This is a genomic window from Parabacteroides goldsteinii (genome assembly GCF_020091425.1).
GTDB classification, from domain to species: domain Bacteria; phylum Bacteroidota; class Bacteroidia; order Bacteroidales; family Tannerellaceae; genus Parabacteroides; species Parabacteroides goldsteinii.
On sequence record NZ_CP081906.1, the window covers coordinates 3216627 to 3234018 of the forward strand.

At 43.9% G+C, this 17392-nt stretch carries 9 protein-coding genes and 1 pseudogene; 7 read left to right on the forward strand and 3 right to left on the reverse strand.

The features are described from left to right. Position 1 precedes the first annotated feature (1 nt). The 4 genes from K6V26_RS14375 to K6V26_RS14390 all read left to right on the forward strand — a co-directional run bounded on the left by K6V26_RS14375 (position 2) and on the right by K6V26_RS14390 (position 5989). A complete protein-coding gene (locus tag K6V26_RS14375) occupies positions 2–1387 on the forward strand; it encodes an Mfa1 family fimbria major subunit (protein ID WP_224265669.1) in 1386 nt (461 codons plus the stop codon). Between the two features lie 90 nt (positions 1388–1477). Next, positions 1478–2641: a FimB/Mfa2 family fimbrial subunit gene (locus tag K6V26_RS14380; RefSeq protein WP_224265670.1), complete on the forward strand. Its 1164-nt coding sequence runs from the start codon at positions 1478–1480 to the stop codon at positions 2639–2641. A 31-nt stretch (positions 2642–2672) separates the two neighbouring features. Further along, the gene (locus K6V26_RS14385) at positions 2673–3629 is read left to right on the forward strand and encodes a hypothetical protein (RefSeq protein ID WP_224265671.1); all 957 of its coding nucleotides are present in this window, start codon (positions 2673–2675) and stop codon (positions 3627–3629) included. A 32-nt stretch (positions 3630–3661) separates the two neighbouring features. After that, positions 3662–5989 carry a hypothetical protein gene (locus K6V26_RS14390; RefSeq protein WP_224265672.1) on the forward strand — a complete coding sequence of 776 codons (2328 nt, stop codon included), beginning with the start codon at positions 3662–3664 and terminating at the stop codon, positions 5987–5989. Positions 5990–6117: 128 nt separating this feature from the next. Here K6V26_RS14390 and nagA (K6V26_RS14395) read toward each other — a convergent pair whose 3' ends face one another. From nagA (K6V26_RS14395) to K6V26_RS14405, 3 genes are all read right to left on the reverse strand, one after another. Beyond that, positions 6118–7284: an N-acetylglucosamine-6-phosphate deacetylase gene (gene nagA / locus K6V26_RS14395; RefSeq protein WP_224265673.1), complete on the reverse strand. Its 1167-nt coding sequence runs from the start codon at positions 7282–7284 to the stop codon at positions 6118–6120. Between the two features lie 34 nt (positions 7285–7318). Next, entirely contained in the window at positions 7319–8485 is a 1167-nt protein-coding gene (nagA, locus tag K6V26_RS14400) for an N-acetylglucosamine-6-phosphate deacetylase (RefSeq protein ID WP_224265674.1), read from the reverse strand. Between the two features lie 152 nt (positions 8486–8637). Beyond that, positions 8638–10584, reverse strand: coding sequence for an ABC-F family ATP-binding cassette domain-containing protein (locus K6V26_RS14405; protein ID WP_224265675.1), 1947 nt, complete (start codon positions 10582–10584; stop codon positions 8638–8640). Positions 10585–11030: 446 nt separating this feature from the next. Here K6V26_RS14405 and K6V26_RS14410 point away from each other — a divergent pair, with 446 nt between their 5' ends. The 3 genes and pseudogenes from K6V26_RS14410 to K6V26_RS14420 all read left to right on the forward strand — a co-directional run bounded on the left by K6V26_RS14410 (position 11031) and on the right by K6V26_RS14420 (position 17390). Continuing rightward, positions 11031–14090 (forward strand): SusC/RagA family TonB-linked outer membrane protein, encoded by a 3060-nt coding sequence (locus K6V26_RS14410; RefSeq protein ID WP_224265676.1) that lies wholly within the window; start codon positions 11031–11033, stop codon positions 14088–14090. A 20-nt stretch (positions 14091–14110) separates the two neighbouring features. Then, positions 14111–15755 (forward strand): annotated as a pseudogene (locus K6V26_RS14415) (RagB/SusD family nutrient uptake outer membrane protein). Between the two features lie 78 nt (positions 15756–15833). After that, positions 15834–17390, forward strand: a complete 1557-nt coding sequence (locus K6V26_RS14420; RefSeq protein ID WP_224265677.1) for a DUF6057 family protein — start codon at positions 15834–15836, stop codon at positions 17388–17390. The last annotated feature ends 2 nt before the right edge of the window (positions 17391–17392 follow it).

Genomic DNA, 17392 nt, shown 5'->3' on the forward strand with positions numbered 1-17392 from the left:
CATGAGAAAAAGAAGTTTATTTGCTATGTCGCTGATCAGCCTGGCATTGGTGGCATGTTCAAACGACGAAGAAATCAACAAAGTAATCGACCAGGAAAATGAAGGTGGCGCACTGGTAACGCTGAAACTGGATGTGGCAAAACCACAAACAAAAGGTAGTCCGGATGCTACAAACCAACAAGCCGGGAAAACCGAAGAAAACACGATCAGCAATGTAACGGTTGTTGTGGATTATGGAACGGAACAGAAGTATTTCAAAGATTCCGATGCATTTGAGAGTGGTCAAGGACGGATTCCAGCTGAGAAGGAATTTTCATTCAAAGCTCCGGAAGGTGATGCAACGTTCTATGTATTTGCTAATGTGAACTCAGCCGACCAGATAGAGAACAGCTGGAAAACCGATATGGTTTCTGCCGGAACAGTCAGCGAATATTACACAGACAGCAAATTCTTTATGAGCAACCAGGATGGTAAAGGCGTGCAACATACCATCAGTGCTGTCAGCAAAAATGAAGTAAAAGTCAACATCGAACGTGCCGCAGCCAAAGTAACTGTAGAAAGTAAAGCAGATTTCACTGACAACACCCACGGAGGAAACCTGCGCGATATGTCATTTACATTGGGTAACATGGTTGACAAGTTTCATTTGTTGCAACAATCTAATTACGCTATCCCAACAGGTCTAACTTATTTACCTACCAATGACGTTGCAGCTACCAATGATTGGAAAAACGTAACATTAGGACAGACCGCAAACGGTCAGGGAACCGTACAAGCAACTGCTCTTGCCGGAGCTTATTGTATGGAAAACATTTCTGCGGACAACAACCAGAATACAACCACCTACGCCAAATTCAAAACAACATTTGTCCCGGGTAAGGCGTTGGATTTCGATGTTGCCGACGGTGGAGATGGTCTGAAAATAAAGAATGATTTGAAAACTGTAACAGTAGGAGATACCGACCTAGCCCCCTCTTTCTATGTGGTTCTTGAAGGTGACAGAGAGAACGTGACTTCCAACTATATCTTAAAGTCTGATTTGTATCAAGCAGATGGAACAACACTGAAAGATGGTGTAAAACTGAGTCCAACTAATGGTGGCTATGACGTTACAGGTATCGACGGCATATCTAAAATATCTGCTGAATATGAAAACGGTCAATGCTACTTCGGTCCGATCTGGTTCAACATTGATGCCTCAAAAGTAGCGTCACCTGTTTACCGCAACGACTGGTATCACCTGACAGTGAAAAGCATCAAATTGCCGGGTTCTCCGCAGGAACCGGGAGACGGAGGAGAAGAACCTTTGGTTTCTGACGCAGACGTAACAGTTGAAGTAACCGTTCAGGCTTGGGAATGGGAACCCAGAGATATCGAACTGCAATAAATACTAGAAAATAACGCTCAACCACCGGGTGCGAACCATGCTGCCCGCAGGATCTCGTACCCGGTTCTTACTTTTAATATTCAGAAAACAATGAACAAAACACTCACATACCTTTTCCTGGCCAGTCTATGCATGGCCGGTTTCACCGGATGTATCAAAGAGGACTTTTCCGACTGTCCGCTGCCTGTCGATCCGCCGGTTCCACCGGTAGAGGAAACCGACGGTCTGCTGAAACTGCAACTGTCGTACACAATGCACAACCATAAAGAGAACGGCACCTACACCGACCGCTTCGACCAGGAAGTACACAAGGCGGACGTGTTTGTGTTCGACCAGGACGGAATGCTTGTCTTACGGGATACCGACCCGGCTACAGCCTCCGCCACTACCTCCCCCTATACCCGCACGATGAAACTGCCTGCCGGTACCTACCAGGCTGTCGTATGGGGAAACCATTATGAAGACGAAACAACCTGCCTGACAGGAAAAGAGATTCCACTGGCAGCGTCGCACATGACCCTGAACGATGCCGAAGACGGAAAGATTACCTATCTTACCGACTCGCTCTTCCACGGTATGACCGCGCAACCCTTTACCATCGTGGCCGGCGAAGAACAAACAGTGCCCGTCGACCTGATGAAAAACAGAAAAGATATCCGCCTGCTCGTGCGTTGGCACGAAAAAGGAACGAACAAAGGTACGCTTTGTTCGCACGCCTCCCATTTTAACAATCTAAGCGCCAGAATTTTCGAGACTAACACGACAAGCGACTTCCATAACCAGCTGATACGTCAGGATACCGTAGCTTACCTGGGCTGCGACTTCACTCCGGCCATGTGCTACGACTCGGCATTCCACGCCGACGGTATCTGTCCGCCTACCGAAACAACCTTCAAGGCAGACTTCCCCATGCAGCGACTGATGAAAGACAGCCAGGCACGACTCGCCCTTTACCGCGGCGACTCGCTGGTATACGAACGACGACTACTCGACATTATCAACCGCATCGACGAGTATGCCACCCAGGAAGCCCTCGACCGAGAAGACCATTTCCTGATCGAGCTCCTCTTCGAATGCGAACATCCGGATGACCCGGTCGACCCCGACCCAGATCCCGACCCAGATCCCGATCCGGATCCGGATCCTGACCCTTGGCCCGATCCTGACCCTGATCCTTGGCCGGAAGATGTTTGGAACCTGATCAGCATCACGATCAACGGTTGGAATTTTATCGAAAACGACGTTGAGTTATAAGAAGCAAATAACTTATTAAACAGACACTAGTATGCTAAAGATAAATAAACGAATCAAATGGATAACGGCAACATTGCTTGCCGTTATCCTCCTCATACTCCCCGGCTGCGACAACGAATCGCTACTGAGCGATTCCGTCCTCGCCGGCTCCACCACCCTGCGCCTAAGTACAAAGGGGATAGTCGTAAATCCCTCTGCATCGGACACAGACTGGGAGGTATATGTAAAGACGCTCCGCTTGATCGGCTTTCAGGAAGGGAAACTGGTGGTGAATCATAAGATAAATGACTTGACCAATTATAAGGTAGAAGGAACCGATCCAGACACTTACATAGAAATCCCGTTGGACGAAAGTACCGGAGTTACCATAAAAAGAGGAGAATTGGATTTGTATGCGGTGGCAAATGAAGAGGTTGGTGACTTTCCAGACAATACTTTTTCAAAAGATATTACGGCTGAAGAATTGGAAGCCTTGATGGTTAAGGCAAAAGATTCATACAGTGCTCCCGATGCCGCCACCCCTTTCCTGATGTCTGCCAAAGTAAATACGACCTTGCTGGCAGAAGAAAATAGCATAAAGGTTGAACTTGTCCGCACGGTAGGAAAGGTGGAGCTGACTTCGGTAAAGTTGGAAGACCAAACAAAGGTGAAAGACCCAACTTATTCTTTGTCCGCCACAGGAAATGTATATGCAACCTATCCCCTTTTCACAGGAACGGGAACGGAAACAATAGCACTTGCCAATGCAACAGCAACCAATGCCCCGCTTTATTTGTCGGAAGCTACGGCTAATGCTGTTACGATAGAAGTAGTTGTTACTTATGATGGCAATGAATATAAAGGCTCATTTAGTGACAAACAGATTATCCGCAACAAATGTATCCAAATCAATGCAACGATTAAACGAGCAGAAGAGAATAAATGTCTATTGCTTGAATCAACAATTCAGAATTGGATTCTTAAAGAGTTAAAACCTGAATATAACTAACTCAAACTATTCAATAAAACAAATAGAAAAGAATGAAACTATATACTTACATCAAACAGATAGGGGTTGCATTGAGTATTCTTTCACTCAGTTGCCTATATACGGCCTGTTCCGATGAAACACTAATAGGTCCTTCTTATTCGAATGGAAAAGGTGGAGTTACCCTCAACATTACCCTTCCCGCCCCAATCGTCATTACCCCCATGACGAAAGCCGGAGCAACAGACTTCAACAAAATCAACGACTTGAATATAGTGATAGCTGATGGAGAGGAAGATCAAGAGTCAATTCATGCTATCATATATTATGACGTGAACAACCCGAATGATAATTCTGATGTTACTTTTGATATTAAAGACGGAGTACCTTCAGTACACTTTTCGAAAGATTATGCACAGAATAATGACCTATCCTCTAAAACGATTTTTCTGGTTGCCAATTACGGAAAAGATCTTTCTGCATCCAAACCAGAAAATGTCGATGCATTGCGCTCACTACAACAAGGCTCATCCGATACGCCAGGAGTACCGAATGGATGTATGATGTTCGCCCAGGCGACAGATGGTGGTACTCACACAGACGGCGATGGTTCCACAGGAAAATCACTAAAGGCAAATCTGCAACGTACTGTTGCTATGATAACAGTCGCTATTGACGGTTCCGGTCTTAATAAAAATATATCAATTACCCCTACTGCGATTCGTTTATTCCGAGTGCCGACCGATTGTTATATAGGTAAACCCAATGACAATGTACCAACCGAACGCATCACCGCCTCCGGAGAATTTAAGGATGCACTTCAATATTCATGGCAACCGATTGTAGGAACAACGACACAAACGAGCGGTTATTCGGAATGGCGTTCGCACGGAACGGAAACCGGTGGACATTATAACGAGGATAACTATGACGATCAATCGATTGTACCCTTGTTTATGTTTGAAAACTTACATGGCGAAGATTTTGGAGAACCATTAACAGAAAATGACCATCAAGGTGGCAAACGTCCTGCCGGGATTGCCAATAATCCCGACGCTATTGATGCGGCAACTCAAAACTGCTCGTACCTACAGGTAGATGCCAACTACATGAAGGTGGATGACAATGGAAGTCCCCTGTTCAGCGGTAAAGTAAGTTTCAAGTTCTTCCTTGGAGCAAATGAATATGACAATTTCGATATCGAACGTAATCATTACTACAAAGTCACTTTGTCTTTAAGTGGTAATGGGGTAACGGAAGGAGGACAAGTAGGAACGGATGCAGACGGGAATACTATCTTGCAAGCGAATCCGAGTGACGTTACATGGCGCGTGGACAGCGACCTTTCGACCGCTTCATTTATTACCGGCGACGTAAATTTGAATGCGAGTGGGGAGTATTTCTATGTACATGTGGCGGCAGATCCTGGTGTAACATGGACCGTGTCAGGAAGTGGCGACTATTTTGTTTGGTGTTACGGTTCTATAGGTGGTTGGACCGGCTGGGGTAGTGTGGCTGGAGGGACCGCTATCTCGCCAATAGATGAGAGTGGAACATTATTATTTTACTGTGAGCCATGGATGTACCAAGAAAATGACGTTTCTCAAAGTCTGGTATTAACCCTAACTCCTTCTTCGGGATCTTCTACTTCAATCACGATTACGCGATATTCTCCTCTCAGAATTACATTGAGTGCGGCAGACTACCCTTATATCCAAGAAGTTTTTGGAAAATCTCAAGTGAATTTTTTGTTGGATAGAATCGACCGGGAAGCGTTACCATGGGGATTTTCCGGAGAAGTATTGGATCAAAACCATGCGGATGGATTCGACAACACGTTTCACTTGATTGATGAAAATCCTGATTGTGGTCATAATCATAGAACTGTAGCTGAAAAATACCTGCCTTTCGGTACGGCAGATAAAACAGATCCGGCTCAAGGAGGAAGTGCCATGATTTATGCGTTGATGCTTTATGAAAATCAAAACACAACACCTTCCGGAGATCCTTCTACGGGTGTTTTGCAGCAAGATTTTCCTGTCATAGACAGAACACAGGATTGGTCGAATACTAAATATTATTGGACGATACCTTCTATTGAAGAGTGGCAAATCATAGAAAAAGCAGCTCGGGATAAAGGAATTTTGGATGAAGACTTCCCGATACTTGACTGGTTCAGGTATTGGACATCAGATGCCGTGACGCGACTTTCCGAACCAAAAGGCGGATATACCCATGCTTTTACCTATCAGTTCAATAGAGGTTTGGATGCGCTTACAGCGGATGGTGAATATCCGATAGAGCAAAAAGCCCTTAGAACGGAAAGACTTCGTTTTAGGTTAATCTCTGTAGCTCCAAATAATTTACCTTCGGCAAGATAATACACTCTTTGTATTGAAAAAAACTCGCCCCGCTTCGAATCTTTAGGGATTCGAAGCGGGGCGGTTTATTACAAGCAAAAGTCACACTATGGCACGCAGACGAGACGAGAAATGCATTCCTGTTTCATTCAAGCCAATGTATTCGTTCCTTCCACCAAATGTCCCATCGACCAGACAGAACGGACATTCAACTTACGGTCCAGAATAACAATATCGGCATCTTTACCACGTTGCAGAGAACCCTTGCGATCGTCTACTCCCATCAGGTGAGCCGGCGTTTCAGAAGCCATGCGAACAGCGTCTGCCAAAGGAACTCCGGCATTTTGGGCCATCGTACGAACCAATACATCCATTGTAGCGATACTACCTACCAATGAAGAATGGTCTGCCAGTTTACAAACGCCATCTTCTATGATAATCCGGGGATCATCAACGGGCTTTCCTTCATTGGCGGCATAAGCCAATGCATCCGTTGTCAGACAAGTACGTTCCACACCTTTCAGCTTGTAAACCAGACGCAGGATTGTTGAAGGCAAGTGACGGCCATCGGCAATCACCTCCACCGTCATATCATCTTCCAAGAACACACTCTCTACCGTTCCTTCATATTTATATTCACGACGCTTATGGAATCCGGGCATAGCATTATAGAAATGAGCCGCATGCGTAAAACCGGCTTCATAAGCAGCTTTAATATCTTCAAATTCTGCCTCCGTATGAGAAACAGCTGCCAAAAGACCTTTTGAACGGACATAACGGGCAAAATCCAATGCCCCCGGTAATTCCGGACTTGCATCCCAACGTTTAATACAATTCGTACTTTCCAGTAACGATTTATATTCGTCCGAATCAGGATCTTTCAAAGCGTCTGTCAGTAAACTGCCTGCCATCTTCGGATTCAGATAGGGTCCTTCCAACTGTAATCCCAACACAGGACTGTTTTTCTCTGCCATCGCACTTTCACATAAGGCAACCCCTTTCCTGATTTCAGTCATGGGAAGCGAGCCCAATGTCGGGAAAATACAAGTCGCCCCATATTTCATGTGTGCGTTCACTGCCCCGTGGAAAGCTTCTTCTGTACATTCCTTAAAATCATATCCACCGCCACCGTGTATATTCATAGCAACGAAACCAGGAATAATATACATTCCTTTAGCATCTACCACCGTAGCCCCTATCACAGCCAGGTCACTATTTGTTACTTCCAGTATTTTACCATCACTGATCAGAACAGAACCGTCTTTTAACCAACCTTGCGGCGTCAGGATCTGTCCGTTTATTATTTGAGTTAACATAACTTCTTCTCTATTTTATTCTTGTTCGATCCCGTTAAAACAACTTATTAGTACCTTCCACCAATTTACCCATAGCCCAGACAGCACGTACATTCAAATCTTTGTCCAAGACCATCAGGTCGGCATCTTTACCACGTTGCAAAGAACCTTTGCGGTCGTAAACGCCCATGATACGGGCCGGCGTTTCAGAAGCCATACGAATCGCATCTTCCAAAGGTATCTCAGCTTTCTGTACCACCGTACGAATCAGGCGGTCCATCGTTGCAACACTACCGGCCAACGCTGAGCGGTCGGCAAGTTTACAAACCCCGTCTTCAATGATCACACGCGGGTCGAAAGCCACCTGGCTATCGCTGGCCGCACAAGCCAAGGCATCCGTGATCAAACAAGTCCGTTCCACACCTTTCACCTTATAAACCAGACGAAGGATTGTCGGCGGGACATGAATACCGTCAGCTACCACTTCCACTGTCATGTCATCGATCAGATAGATACTTTCGACAGTTCCTTCATACTTATACTCGCGGCGTTTATGGAAACCGGGCATAGCATTGTAAAAATGGGTGGCATGTGTATAACCCGCTTCATAAGCCGTCTGGATATCTTCATACTCAGCCTGTGTATGTCCGACAGCAGCCAACACGCCTTTCGAAGTGATATACTTGCCGAACTGCATGGCACCCGGCAATTCAGGCGCAGCGTCCCAACGCTTGATACAATTCGTCTCCTCCAGCAACGGGATATATTCTTCCGGGTCCGGATTCTTGATGTTTTCAGGAATCTGACCACCGGCCATCTTCATATTGAAGTAATGGCCTTCCAGATGTAATCCGAGGATAGGACTGTCCTTTTCAGCCATCAACTTTTCAGTTGTAGCTGCCGCCGCACGGATCATCGGGATGGTTGAAGACGACAAAGTCGGGAAAATACTCGTCGTACCATGTTGCATATGCGCAGCCACGGCACCACGGAACGCCTCTTCCGTACCTTCCATAAAGTCACGTCCGCCTCCGCCGTGAACATGGATTTCCACTCCGCCCGGAACGATATACATTCCCTTGGCGTCAATCAAGTTTGCACCAACTATGGCAAGGTCACAGTTGGTCACTTCCAGAATCTTGTTATCACTAATCAGAACAGAACCATCTTTCATCCAGCCCTGCGGTGTCAGGATACGACCGTTAATAATTTGAGTTAACATAATATTTTGTCTATAAATTAGGCGTTGTTATTTATCAATTAGTTCAATCTCATGGTATGATAAACCGAAGTCTATCGATTGGCAAAAGTAAATACTTTTTATTTAATGCAATCCTTCTTTAATCAATATATTTCAAAAAAAGCGCCACCGGATCACCGGGACGCTTTCTCATTCAATTCTTCTAATTCCATGGTCAACTCCGTCCATGTGTCCATTGTGTCGGACAACTCTTTTTTCAATGATGAATAATCATTATATAAAGATGTATCGGATGCTCCTTCGGGAGTTGCCAGTCTGGCTTCAATGGCAGCTATGGAGTTTTCCAGTTCCGTTATTTTATTTTCTGCCTCGGCAACGGCTTTTTCTACTTTCTTAATCGCTTTGCTTTGTTCTTTGCGTGCTTCATAAGAAAGTTTGTTTTGTGTAGGCTGAACATCCGTATCCGCAGTCAAAGAAGCTGCCTGTGTGGAACGTTCCAGTTCACGCAAACTATCCATCTTCTTTTTTTCCAGGAATTCATAGATTCCTCCCAGATGTTCAACGACACGCTGATTGCCGAATTCATATACCTTATCTACCAGGCCATCCAGAAATTCACGGTCATGGGAAACGACAATCACGGTACCGTCAAATTCACGCAACGCATCTTTCAGGACATCCTTCGAACGCATATCCAAATGGTTGGTCGGCTCATCGAGGATCAGCAGGTTGACCGGCTCCAGCAACAGGCGGATCATCGCCAGACGGCTTCTTTCTCCTCCCGACAGGACTTTCACCTTCTTCTCGGATGCTTCGCCACCAAACATAAAGGCTCCGAGGATATCGCGGATCTTGGTCCGTATATCACCCTGCGCTACATAATCGATCGTATCAAAGACCGTCAGGTTATCATCCAGCAACTGCGCCTGATTCTGGGCAAAATAACCGATCTTCACGTTATGCCCCAATTGCAGTTTTCCTTCATAGTCGATCTGTTCCATGATACATTTGACCAGCGTCGACTTACCTTCACCGTTCTTTCCGACGAAAGCGACCTTGTCCCCTCTGTTGATAGTCAATGTGACATCCTTGAAGATCAGATGATCCCCATAACGTTTAGCCACATTCTCCATAATCACAGGATAAGAACCGGAACGGGGAGCCGGAGGAAATTTCAGGCTCAGCATGGCTGTATCTACCTCATCCACTTCGATACGCTCTACCTTTTCCAACTGTTTGATGCGTGACTGCACCTGAACGGATTTGGTCGCTTTATAACGGAACCGTTCAATGAATGCTTCGGTATCAGCCAGCTTCTTCTGCTGGTTTTCGAAGGCACGGAGTTGTTGTTCGCGGCGTTCCTTACGAAGTTCAACGTATTCGGAATACTTTACTTTATAATCGTATATACTTCCCAACTCGATCTCGATCGTACGGGACGTGGTATTATCAATAAAAGCACGGTCATGCGAAACCAGGATCACAGCATTAGCACGGGTCGCAATGAAATTCTCTAGCCATTGGATAGATTCGATATCCAGGTGGTTAGTCGGCTCATCGAGCAACAACACGTCCGGACGGCGAAGTAATAACTTTGCCAACTCGATACGCATACGCCAGCCACCGCTGAACTCGGAAGTCGGACGTTCAAAATCACTGCGGTTAAATCCCAGACCGATCAAAGTACGTTCCAGTTCTGCATGGTAGTTGCTTCCCCCCATCAGCTGGAAATGTTCGGAAAGATGTGTTACCTTATCTATCAGCTTCTGATACGATTCCGTTTCGTAGTCGGTCCGTTCAGCCAGTTCCAGATTCAGCCGTTCGATCTCCTTTTCCATTTCTTGGATATGACCGAAAGCCTGTTCCGCTTCTTCACGGACAGTACGGCTGTCGGTCAGCTGCATCTGCTGAGGCAGATAGCCGATCGTCGTCTCTTTGGGAATACTCACCGTACCGGATGTCGGAGACTGCAAACCTGCAAATATCTTCAACATCGTAGATTTTCCCGCCCCGTTCTTACCGACCAGTGCGATACGATCCTTCTTGTTTACCACAAACGAAACATCATCAAAAAGCGTAAATTCGCCAAATTCAACTGTTAGTCCTTCAACCGAAATCATATTTATTTCTTTTATGGCTGCAAAAGTACACAAAAATCGCCTACCACTCCAAATTAGCAGAATGCAGTATCATAATATATGTCACAAAACCAGACAGTACCTTATCGGTAGAAAAAAAATAATTAGTAATATCAGGAAAAATACTCGGAAGATTAAAAATAGAAACGACTAAGTTCTAGCAGAACTTAGTCGTTTCTATTAGAACTAATTATTAATATATCAGTCGTTTAGGGCAAAATTGATGACGGATAGAAAAAAGCATGTTAACTTAATTGCGTAATTAATAATTAACATATTCAACTTAAGTTCTTGTTGATCGTAATTAATTTTAATATATTTAGGTATTGATAATAAAAAATATACTATATTTGCGGTGTCGTTATAAATTAGTTCTGCTAGAACTATGATAACTTCAAAACTAGTATTAATTATCAATAAAAAAACACATGAACTACAGGTCTATTTTCAAGCAAAACAAACTCCCTTTGCTTCTAATCGCACTTGCTTTTCCTGTTTCAGTAACCACTTCTTCTTTGTATGCCACAACAACAGAAGTAACTATTACCCAACAGAAAAAAGCCATAAACGGAGTAGTCTTTGACGGTGGATTAAATGAACCACTAATTGGTGCTAACGTTGTTGTGAAAGGAACAACCAACGGTACTGTTACGGATTTGGATGGCAAATTCACTTTAGAAGCCGCTCCAAATGACATTCTAGTCATTAGTAGTATCGGATTTAAGTCATTAGAAATTAAAGCCTCTGATGCAGCGAAAGGAAAAATCACACTACAAGAAGACACACAAGCGCTGGACGAAGTAGTTGTTGTAGGCTATGGCGTACAGAAAAAAGCCAATCTGACAGGTTCTGTGGCTCACATCTCGGCAGAAGCGATTGAATCGCGTAGTGTAGCAAGTGTTTCGGCAGCTTTAGCCGGACAAATTCCAGGTGTAACGGCAATACAAAGTTCCGGTGCCCCTGGATCGCAAACCGCAAGTATTACGATTCGTGGAACAAACTCTATCAACGGCGGTAGCCCGCTGGTAATTGTTGATGGTGTACCCGGCAGTATGAATACGATCGACCCGCAGGACATCGAGAGTCTTACCGTATTGAAAGATGCCGCTTCTTCTGCCATTTACGGTGTGCAAGCTGCTAATGGTGTTATTTTGATTACCACTAAAAAAGGTAAAAAAGGTGACAAAGCCCGCATTAACTATTCAGGTTCCGTTGCCTGGTCATCACCGGTTGCATTATTAAAATTCCTGGGTGCCGGAGATTATGCCATGTTATACAATGAAGCTGTAAAAAATGAAAATCCTAATGCCATCCTCCCTTACACAGAAGAAGACATTCAAAACTATCGAAACGGAACACTCCCCGACACAGACTGGTATGATGAAACATTCAAAAAGAATGCACTGGAAACATACCATAACCTGTCTATCAATGGAGGTTCGGAAAAAACCAGTTACAATGCCTCTATCGGTTATACACGCCAGGATGGTCTGATCGACGTCAATAAATACGACCGTTTCAACGGACGTATCAGCGTAGACAGTGACATCAATAAATGGTTGACTGCCGGATTAAATGTTTCCGGTTACAGAGGAACTAAAAACGATGGCTGGGAAGGTTATGCTTCACTGCGCCAATATTGTAACCGACTGGCTCCTATTTACCCTGTATACAATGACGACGGCAGCTTCTATTACAGCGGTCTGGCCAATCCGGTTGCCCACCTCGACAATACAGGATTCACACGACAGGTCGACCAGCAGCTTAATGCGACAGCCTATGCTAAAGTCAATATTTTACCGGAGTTGAATGTCAAAGCGTTATTCTCTGTCCGCAATGATACCCGAAACAACGAAGGTTTCAAAAAACTGTTGGAATACGGAACCGGAAACAATACATTTAACTCCGGTCTGCGTGAAGGATACCAAAAATATTACGACTGGAACTGGTATACAACACAAGTCCTGGCCAATTACAACAAAACATTCGGTAAACATTCATTAACCGCATTAGCCGGTTTCGAACAAATCTATTACAATTACAAATATACCGAAGCTACCCGCAAAGGCGGTGGAAACGATGAATTAACCGAATCACTAAACACGCTGGATAAGTCTTCCCAGACAAATAAGAACGGAGGACACGAAACTGCACGCCGTTCTTATTTCGGACGCGTTCAATATGATTTCAACAACAAATATTTATTTGAAGCGAACTTACGCGCGGATGCCTCTTCACGTTTCCCTAAAGATTCCCGTTGGGGTTACTTCCCTTCTGTTTCTGCCGGCTGGCGTATCACGGAAGAAAGTTTTGTAAAAGATGCCGATATCAAATGGTTGAGCAACTTAAAAATTCGTGCAGGCTGGGGACAAACTGGTAATGAAGAATTATCAGATAGCGATATCTATCCGTCGATAGCAACGTATGCGTATGGAAGCTATATGTTCGGAAACTCTCTTTATTCTACCGCCTACGAGACTCGTTATGTAAACTCCCAACTGAAATGGGCAACCGTAACAAACTACGAAGGAGCTATTGAAGCAGGTTTCCTGAATAACCGTTTAGGATTCGAATTAGCTGTCTATAAAAAGAAAACCAAAGATATGTTGTTGTATTTACCCGTACAGGGTGTTTTGGGTATGGACGCTCCTGCACAAAATGCCGGTAGTATGCAAAATACAGGGTTCGACCTGAGTTTATTCCATAACAATCGCATCAACAAAGATTTCAGTTATGCAGTCAACCTGAATATAGCTTATGTAAAGAATAAAATTACAGACATGTGTGGAACAGAAGGAGAAAATCCGGACGACAGTAAATACTGGTATCTGGAAGGATATGCTTTAGGTTCATTCTATGGGTACGAAGCTATCGGTTATTTCAACACGGAAGAAGAATTAGCTAATGATGCAAAACGTACCGGAACAGAACAGTTAGGTGATATCAAATACCGCGACTTGAATAATGACGGTAAAATCGATGCAGCAAACGACCGTAAAGTAATCGGTAAAGACAAACCGTCATGGACAGGTGGTCTGAACATCGCTCTTTATTACAAAGATTTCGACTTCTCAGCTTTCTTCCAAGGAGCCTTCGATGTATATGGTTATTATACAGGTGAATCTTCTTACGCGTTCTACAATAGCGGCAAAGTATTGGAACGTCATCTGGATCGCTGGACTCCGGAAAACCATAATGCTTCTTATCCGCGTATCACAAAAGATTCACAGATAAACTTCTCGACCTCTTCCTTCTGGTTGCAGGATGCTTCGTATGTTCGTTTAAAAAATATTTCATTAGGATATAATATTCCGTCTGTCCTTACTCAAAAAATAGGAATCGACAAGGTTAAAGTATATATTTCCGGTGAAAACCTTCTGACCTTCAGCGGTCTGGAAGGCATTGACCCCGAAGCTCCGGCTTCCAATCGTGGAGCTTATTACGGAAACGTAAAAAAAGTATCATTAGGCTTAAAAGTATCATTCTAATTTCTCATGACTAAACAAATATGAAAAAGAATATATTATCAGTTGCCATATCGGCCTTATTATTATGTTTTTGTTCGTGCAGCGATTTTCTGGATCGTTACCCGAAAGAAGAGTTGTCTGACGGTAGCTTCTGGACAAAACCGGCCGATGCAGAAATGTTTGTAGCAGACATATATGGTATATTACCCGGTAGCGCAAATGGAGACATAGACGGAGATATCAACTCCGATAATGCAGTACACGGAATCAAATGGGCGGCAGGTGATGTGTCGAAAGGAATTTACGACCCGGCCGGATTTGGATGGAGCGGAAGTTATTCATCTATCCGGGCCTGTAACATCTTGCTCGAAAAAATCGATATGATAGAAGACTATCCTGTTGCAGATAAAGAAGCGACTATCGGTGAAGCACGTTTTTTACGCGCTTACCTATATTTTGAGTTGATCCAACAATTCGGGGATGTTCCTTATATAGAAAAGAGCCTTGCATTAGACGAGATGGAAGGTATTACTCGTACTCCCCGTGAAGAAGTATACAAAAAAGTCATGGAAGATTTCGATTACGCCATCGAAAAACTTCCGGTACAGTGGCCCTCTGACAAATACGGACGAATCACAAAAGGTGCCGCCTATGCAATGAAAGCACGTGCCGCCCTGTATTATGCCGATTGGGAAGTTGCGGCAAAAGCGGCAAAAGCTGTTATCGACTCAAATCAATACGAACTGTTCGATGCTGAAGGTACAGGCCGTTATGCCGAATTGTTCTGGGAAAGCCAAGAAGCTTGTAGTGAAGCCATTTTGATCCGCCAGTTCAATGCTCCCGATAACACAAACTACATCATCGGATGGGAATGTTTTCCTACTAAAGGTTGGGGAGGTATCAATCCGACACAAAGCCTGGTAGACGCATTCGAATGTATCGACGGTGCTCCGATCAACAAATCTTCTTTATATGATGAAACAGATCCATTTACCAACCGCGATCCGCGTCTGGAAGTCTGTGTATTGCATGACGGCGAAGAAATGTATGGAACGACTATTAAAGTAGCACCATTAAAATCAAGTGGAAACACCGGTATCGCACAACATGGCGATGCCACAGCCACCGGTTATTATCAACAAAAATGGTTAGATCCCAATATAGACCCTCAATCCACAGGATGGGATATGGGAAAAGATTGGCATGTAATCCGTTTCGCCGAAGTCTTATTAACTTATGCAGAAGCCCAAAATGAAATAGCAGGTCTGGACGATTCAGCATTCGAAGCGGTAAACCGTGTACGTCGTCGTGCCGACATTCCCGAATTGCAAAAAAAACGATGCGAGCAAACCGACCTATTGCGGAACACAGGATGAACTGCGCCAGCGTATCCGTAACGAATGGCGTGTTGAATTTGCACTGGAAGGAGGTAAACGCCAATGGGATATTCGTCGTTGGGGCATAGCCAAAGATGTACTGAATGCTCCATTCCTGGGATTAAAATACAAATTAGTTGACGATCCGAATGCTCCTGCCGAAGACGGAGGTAAAAAGTGTATTCTCTATCAGGGAGAAAACATAAAACTGACAGGTAGCCGTTATTCCGATCATAATTATGTATATCCGGTTCCACAATCCGAAATCGATCTGAATCCGGCATTGACTCAAAACGCCGGTTATGAATAACAAACTCTAAAAGGGAAGATGTATCAAATGTCTCTGACTGTCTTTGATACATCTTCCTCTTTTCCTGAAACATAAAATATGAAAAACACCTATTGGATTCCATTCCTATGCCTGACCGGACTGTTTCTGTTTCTATTTTCCGACAGTATGGCTTACGTCATATCTTATCATGAACAGCAGGAACTATTTCTGTTCAGCCGTCCTTATCTGGAAAAGTATATTTATGAAATCGGGGGTGCAGGTCGGTATATCTCAAATTTCATCACCCAATTCTTTTATTTTCCCCTTGCCGGTAAACTTATTTTTTCATTGTTATTGTCTTCTCTTTATCTGCTTCCCTACTTAACCTGCCGGAAACTTACCGGTAAAGAAGACCCGCTGCATATAGCTTTATTGATGCCACTCCATCTGCTCATTCAATTCGAATCTGTTGATTTCAACTTTTACCATGCTTCAAATCTCTTTTGCTCTTTTCTTATATTATATCTTCTTTCTTTTTCCGGAAAAAAATATTTCTGCTATACCTTAATTCCTTTTTTATTAATAACAGGGTTCTGTCTGGGATATTCATCCCCTCTCCTGTCTGTCTCCATCCTCTTCGTCACGGGATTATCTGCGCGGTATTTAACACCTTATCTTACCAATAAAAAAAGATATTTCTACTGTTCTGCCATCTGTCTCTGTTTATATACCGGAAGTACATTTTATTCTTTTGTTATTCATTATAATATGAAAGAACGGTTACTGCTTGAGGCCGAGACTTATGTAATAAATAAAGAATGGGACAAAGTGCTAATCTGCTCCGGTAAACTCCGCGGTAACAACCAACTGATGGAGTATTTCCGTAATATGGCTCTTTTTCATACCGGACGTATGCCCTACGACCTCTTGAAATATCCCCAAAGTAAAGGAGTCGCCTCTCTGTACCTCCCCTGGACAGGCGAAGCCAGGAGAAGCCGGTACGGACATTATATTTACGAACAACTGGGCTATATAAACGAAGCTCACCGCTGGGCATTCGAAGCAATGGTCGTATATGGAGAAACGGCGCCAATCGTCATCAACCTGATTCGGTATAATATAGCAAACCGACGTTACCCTATTGCATTACGCTTTATCAACATTTTGAAACAAACGCTTTTCTATCAAAAAGAAGCGGAGAAATATGAAAAAATGATACGGGAAAAGCAAAATCCGCTGCCGAATGCTCTTCCGTATGCCCCAAACGAAAAGATACGCTTTGCAAATATACTGAATCTAGGTCCGGAATTAAGTTATTTATGTGACCGAGATTCTACCAATCGTATGGCCTTCGAGTACCTGATGAGCAATTTGATTCTTAGCAACCAAATCACACGGTTTGCCGAGAATTTAGAAAGAATCCGGAATTTCGCCTACCCCTCCTTGCCCCGACTATACGAAGAAGCACTCTATTCCTATAAACTGGGAGTAGATGATGAAACATTCCAGGCACTCGGTTTCACAATCAGCCAAGAAACGGAAGAAAGGTTTCGGAATTATTATATCCTCTATCAACACAAAGAACTAAAAAAACTCAAGGAACAATTCGGGGACACCTTTTGGTATTACCTTCACTTCCTGAGTCCTTACGGTAATAAAATCACTGATAAATAAGA

Coding starts and splice junctions, on each gene's coding strand:
- K6V26_RS14420 (WP_224265677.1), top strand. CDS start 15,834: ATGAAAAACACCTATTGGATTCCATTCCTATGCCTGACCGGACTGTTT.
- nagA (WP_224265673.1), bottom strand. CDS start 7,284: ATGTTAACTCAAATAATAAACGGACAGATCCTGACGCCGCAAGGTTGG.
- K6V26_RS14405 (WP_224265675.1), bottom strand. CDS start 10,584: ATGATTTCGGTTGAAGGACTAACAGTTGAATTTGGCGAATTTACGCTT.
- K6V26_RS14380 (WP_224265670.1), top strand. CDS start 1,478: ATGAACAAAACACTCACATACCTTTTCCTGGCCAGTCTATGCATGGCC.
- K6V26_RS14410 (WP_224265676.1), top strand. CDS start 11,031: ATGAACTACAGGTCTATTTTCAAGCAAAACAAACTCCCTTTGCTTCTA.
- K6V26_RS14375 (WP_224265669.1), top strand. CDS start 2: ATGAGAAAAAGAAGTTTATTTGCTATGTCGCTGATCAGCCTGGCATTG.
- K6V26_RS14390 (WP_224265672.1), top strand. CDS start 3,662: ATGAAACTATATACTTACATCAAACAGATAGGGGTTGCATTGAGTATT.
- nagA (WP_224265674.1), bottom strand. CDS start 8,485: ATGTTAACTCAAATTATTAACGGTCGTATCCTGACACCGCAGGGCTGG.
- K6V26_RS14385 (WP_224265671.1), top strand. CDS start 2,673: ATGCTAAAGATAAATAAACGAATCAAATGGATAACGGCAACATTGCTT.